Source organism: Streptomyces sp. SID5910, from assembly GCF_009862125.1.
Lineage (GTDB): Bacteria > Actinomycetota > Actinomycetes > Streptomycetales > Streptomycetaceae > Streptomyces.
Window position 1 is genome coordinate 1 of record NZ_WWHX01000313.1, and the last position, 4,803, is coordinate 4,803.

Annotated in this window: 6 protein-coding genes; 1 reads left to right on the top strand and 5 read right to left on the bottom strand. The window is 71.0% G+C overall.

The features are described from left to right. Window positions 1–845: galactose oxidase early set domain-containing protein (locus GTW67_RS10695; RefSeq protein WP_161164563.1), on the top strand; the 845-nt coding region annotated here is incomplete at its 5' end. A 73-nt stretch (window positions 846–918) separates the two neighbouring features. Here GTW67_RS10695 and GTW67_RS10700 read toward each other — a convergent pair. The 5 genes from GTW67_RS10700 to GTW67_RS10720 all read right to left on the bottom strand — a co-directional run. Next, on the bottom strand, window positions 919–1,944 hold the full coding sequence (locus tag GTW67_RS10700; RefSeq protein ID WP_161164564.1) for a glycoside hydrolase family 6 protein: 1,026 nt from the start codon (window positions 1,942–1,944) through the stop codon (window positions 919–921). 48 nt (window positions 1,945–1,992) lie between these two features. Beyond that, window positions 1,993–2,694 carry a class F sortase gene (locus GTW67_RS10705; RefSeq protein WP_161164565.1) on the bottom strand — a complete coding sequence of 234 codons (702 nt, stop codon included), beginning with the start codon at window positions 2,692–2,694 and terminating at the stop codon, window positions 1,993–1,995. Window positions 2,695–2,696: 2 nt separating this feature from the next. After that, window positions 2,697–3,251, bottom strand: coding sequence for a hypothetical protein (locus tag GTW67_RS10710; protein WP_161164566.1), 555 nt, complete (start codon window positions 3,249–3,251; stop codon window positions 2,697–2,699). A 103-nt stretch (window positions 3,252–3,354) separates the two neighbouring features. Then, window positions 3,355–4,134 carry an HAD-IIA family hydrolase gene (locus tag GTW67_RS10715; protein WP_161164567.1) on the bottom strand — a complete coding sequence of 260 codons (780 nt, stop codon included), beginning with the start codon at window positions 4,132–4,134 and terminating at the stop codon, window positions 3,355–3,357. Between the two features lie 77 nt (window positions 4,135–4,211). Further along, window positions 4,212–4,803, bottom strand: a 592-nt coding sequence (locus tag GTW67_RS10720) for an extracellular solute-binding protein (RefSeq protein ID WP_161164568.1), incomplete at its 5' end; no start/stop codon positions are given.

Genomic DNA, 4,803 nt, shown 5'->3' on the forward strand with positions numbered 1-4,803 from the left:
GGCGCGACCCGGGCATCTGGGACGTGGAGACCAACAAGTTCACCAAGATCCCCGGCATGAGCGACCCGGACAAGCTGGAGACCTCCGGCACCGTGCTGCTGCCGCCGGCGCAGGACCAGAAGTACATGGTGATCGGCGGTGGCGGGGTCGGCGAGTCCAAGCTGGCCAGCGAGAAGACGCGGATCGTCGATCTGAAGGCAGACGACCCGAAGTTCACGGACGGGCCGTCGCTGGAGAAGGGCACGCGCTACCCGCAGGCCTCGATCCTGCCCGACGACACCGTGCTGGTCTCCGGCGGCTCGGAGGACTACCGGGGCCGCGGCGACTCCAACATCCACCAGGCGCGGCTGTACCACCCGGACACCAACTCGTTCGAGAAGGTGGCCGACCCGCTGGTGGGCCGCAACTACCACTCGGGCTCGATCCTGCTGCCCGACGGGCGCCTGATGTTCTTCGGCTCCGACTCGCTCTACGCCGACAAGGCCAACACCAAGCCGGGCAAGTTCGAGCAGCGCGTGGAGATCTACACGCCGCCGTATCTGTACCGGGACTCGCGGCCCGACCTGTCGGGCGGCCCGCAGACCATCGCGCGCGGCGAGTCGGGGACGTTCACCTCGCGGGCGGCGTCGACGGTCAAGAAGGTGCGGCTGATCCGGCCGAGCGCGTCGACGCATGTCACTGACGTGGACCAGCGGTCGATCGCGCTGGACTTCAAGGCGGACGGGGACAAGCTGACGGTGACGGTGCCGGAGGGGAAGAATCTGGTGCAGTCGGGGTGGTACATGCTGTTCGCCACGGACGGGCACGGGACGCCTTCCAAGGCGCAGTGGGTTCACGTCCCATAGCGCTCCCGCAGGTGGTGTCTTCGGGCGCGGGAGCGCTGTGGCTGGTCGCGCAGTTCCCCGCGCCCCTAGGGCGCTACCCCTCCGCCAGTTTCAAGGCGTAGTCCGGCCACCATTCGCCGGCCTTGGGGCCGCCCTTGCATTCGCCGTCCGATTCTCCGGGGCGCTTGACCCAGAGGTAGGCGTCCACGAGGGGGTCGGCGGTTTTTGTTGTCGGGGTTTCGCCGAGGGTTCGGCCCGGTGGGTTGCACCAGCGTTCGTCCGGGGCGCCCTCGGTGTAGGGGCCGTTGCCGTTGCGGCTGGTGTCGATCACGAAGGGCTTGTTGCCGACCTTGGCGGAGAGCTGCTTGCCGTAGGCGATGGAGTCCTTCGTGGAGTAGAAGTTCGAGACGTTGACGGCGAAGCCGTCGGCCTGGTCGATGCCGGCCCACTTCAGCGGCTCGAAGATCTGGTCGGGGTGGCCCCAGCCGGCGTTGCCCGCGTCCAGGTAGACCTTGGTGTTCTTCAGCGCCGTGAGCTTGGCGATGGCGCCCTTGAGCAGGTCGTAGCGCTCCTCGTGGAACTCGTCCGGGGTGCAGCCGTCGACCAGGTGGAGCACCGCGTCCGGTTCCAGGACGACGGTGGCGGCACGGTCGCCGATGCCCTTGGCGACGCCGTCGATGAACTCCCGGTAGGTGTCGCCGTCGGCGGCGCCGCCCTGCGAGTACTGGCCGCAGTCGCGGTGCGGGATGTTGTAGAGGACGAGCAGCGCGGTGCGCCCGGCCTTGTCGGCGGCCTCGGTGAAGCCGCGGGCCTGGTCCTCCGGGTTGTCCGGGCTGATCCACTCGCCGGTCGGCTGCTGGGCGATCTTGCGGATCCGGTCGGCCTGGTCCTTCTTGCCGTCCTTCTCCAGGGACGCCACCTGCTGGGCCGCGTTGCCGTCCGGGTTGACCCAGAACGGGTCGGTGTCCTTGGGCTGCTGGGTGATCCCGGCGCCCGCGTCCTTGTTCTTGTCCTCGTCGTCACCGGACGAGGAACACCCCGCTATCAGCAGCGCCGCCCCCAGCACCGCCGCGGACGTCCGCCTCGCGGTCATCGTTCCGGCCCCCCTGCTGCCGTACATCCAACCCCCTGGTGCACTGTTCGAAGGCTCAATCCTGACATACGCGGGTCATGGGCCGGTGCCCGTGAGGTACGCGGAGACGACGACGTTGGCCGTGTAGCCGCCGGTGGCGCGGTCGAAGGTGCCGCCGCAGGTGATCAGCCGCAGTTCGGCCCGTCCCGTGTCGCGCGGCCCGAAGGCCTGCCGGGCGTCGAAGCCGTCGCGGTCGAGGACCTGGATGTCGTCCACGGTGAACTCGGCGACCCCGGCGTCGTCGCGGACCACCCGGATCGTCTCGCCGGGTTCCAGGGTGCTGATCTTGTAGAAGACGGCGGGGCGGGTCTCGGTGTCGACGTGCCCGACCATCAGCGCGGTGCCGGCCGCGCCGGGGGTCACGCCGGCCGCGTACCAGCCGACGGCGTCGGCCTGCTCGAAGGAGGGCGGTTCGATCGCGCCCTTCGTGTCGAGGCCGCGCTCCAGCACGGGGGCGCTGATGCCGAGTTCCGGGACGTCGAGCCGCTCGGGCAGGGCGTCGCCGAGGGGCGCGTGGGCGGGCGGCAGCGGCAGGTCGGGGGGCCGTCCGGCCGCCGCCATGTCGCCGGTGGCCGGACGGGACACGCCCGCGCGCACGTCGGTGGCCTCGCGGCCCCACAGCCACAGGCCGAGGAGCAGCACCACCCAGGCGATGCCGCTCACCAGTCGGCCGGGGCCGACGGCGGGTATGTGGTCCTCGCCCCGGTCCCCTCCCAGCTCCTGAGCACGGTCGGACATGGTCAGTCCGCCCTGCGGCTCCGGCTGCGGACCCCGCGCAGCCCCACGGCGACTGCGGCGATCCCGGCGAGCACCAGGCCGGTCACGGTGTGCGCGGCGCCGGGGGCATCGACGCGCGCCCCGTCCCCGGTGTCCGGCGCGGCCAGCTCCGCCGCGCCGCCGCCGCCCGCGTCGACGGGGGCGACGGGTGAGGCGGGTGCGGTCGGGCGGTGCCGCCGCTGGACGGTGAGGGTGCCCTGGCGGGCGTCCTCGCCGCAGGTGACCCGCACGGCGTAGACACCGGCCGTCACCGAGGCGCGGACCCGGGTGGAACCGGCGAGGACACCGTCCTCGGCGGCCACGGAGAGCCGTACGTCCGTCTCGAAGGCGGCCGACACGGCGACGGCCGTCCGCTCGGTGCAGTCGGGTACGCGGAGGGTGACGTCGGTGCCGGGCGCCGGGGAGGCCGGAGTCACCGAGACCCCGCGCCCGTCCGCCGCGTACGCCGTCGGGGCGACCGGTGCGCACACCGCGGCCAGCGCGGCCCCGGCGCAGAGAGTTACCTTCAGTGAGCCCATCGTGTACCTCCAGTCATCTGGAGGCTGCCCCGCGGGGACCGCCCCCGCATCCGGTGCGGGGGCGGTACTGCGCCGAACGGGCGACGCGCGGGACGCTGGGGTTTCAGATCCGGTCGACGAGGTCCGCGATCGAGTCGACGACCTTGGACGGCCGGTACGGGAAGTCCTCGACCTGCTCGGGCCGGGTCAGGCCGGTGAGCACCAGGAAGGTCTGCATCCCGGCCTCCATGCCGGCCAGCACGTCGGTGTCCATGCGGTCGCCGATCATCGCGCTGGTCTCGGAGTGGGCGCCGATCGCGTTGAGCCCGGTGCGCATCATCAGCGGGTTGGGCTTGCCGGCGAAGTAGGGCTGCTTGCCGGTCGCCTTGGTGATCAGCGCGGCCACCGCGCCGGTCGCCGGGAGCGGGCCCTCGGTGGAGGGGCCGGTCTCGTCGGGGTTGGTGCAGATGAAGCGGGCGCCGGCGTCGATCAGCCGGACCGCCTTCGTCATGGCCTCGAAGGAGTAGGTGCGGGTCTCACCGAGGACCACGTAGTCGGGCTCGTGGTCGGTGAGGATGTAGCCGATGTCGTGCAGGGCGGTGGTCAGCCCGGCCTCGCCGATGACGTACGCCGAGCCGCCGGGCCGCTGGTCGTCCAGGAACTGGGCGGTGGCCAGCGCGGAGGTCCAGATCGCCTCGATCGGGACCTCCAGGCCCATGCGGCGCAGCCGGGCGTGCAGGTCGCGCGGGGTGTAGATGGAGTTGTTGGTCAGGACGAGGAAGGGCTTGCCGGACTCGCGCAGCTTCTTGATGAAGGCGTCGGCGCCGGGGATCGGGACGCCCTCGTGGATGAGCACCCCGTCCATGTCGGTGAGCCATGACTCGATGGGCCTGCGGTCTGCCATGTGCGAGGTCTCCTGCCGTACGCGGTCCAGCGTGCGCCCCAGCCTAAACAGAGCAGGATCTTGAGGGAACGGCCGTCTCAGCTGCCGGTGGCCGACTTCCAGGCGTCGACGTAGGACGTGAGGTTCTTCTCGACGTCGTTCCAGTCGGGCTCGAAGACCTCGACGCCCGCCATCAGCTTCGTCAGGGCGATCGCGTCGGCGTCGGTGGCCTTGACGTCCTGGCGGGCCGCGAAGCCGCCGCCGATCTCGCTGACCTGTGCCTGTGCCTTCTGGCCCAGCAGGTAGTCGAGGAGCTTCTTGCCGTTCTCGCTGTGCGGGGCCTTGGTGACCAGGCCGGCCGCGTAGGGCAGGGCGAAGGTGGTGGGCCTGCCGCCCTCGCGGGCCGGGAACCAGATGCCGAGGTTGGGCATGGTCTTGGACTGGGCGTAGTTCATCTGGACGTCCCCGTTGGCGACGAGGAGTTCGCCCTTGTCGACCTTGGGGGCGAGCTTGCCGGTGGAGGCGGACGGGCCGACGTTGTTGGCCTGGAGCTTCTTCAGGTACTCCATGGCGGGCTGCTCGCCGCCGAAGTCGTGCAGGGCCTTGACGACGACGGCGGTGCCGTCGCCGGCGACGCCGGGGGTGGAGTACTGGAGCTTGTTCTTGTACTTCCCGTCCAGCAGGTCCTCA

Coding starts and splice junctions, on each gene's coding strand:
- GTW67_RS10710 (WP_161164566.1), bottom strand. CDS start 3,251: ATGGGCTCACTGAAGGTAACTCTCTGCGCCGGGGCCGCGCTGGCCGCG.
- GTW67_RS10705 (WP_161164565.1), bottom strand. CDS start 2,694: ATGTCCGACCGTGCTCAGGAGCTGGGAGGGGACCGGGGCGAGGACCAC.
- GTW67_RS10700 (WP_161164564.1), bottom strand. CDS start 1,944: ATGTACGGCAGCAGGGGGGCCGGAACGATGACCGCGAGGCGGACGTCC.
- GTW67_RS10715 (WP_161164567.1), bottom strand. CDS start 4,134: ATGGCAGACCGCAGGCCCATCGAGTCATGGCTCACCGACATGGACGGG.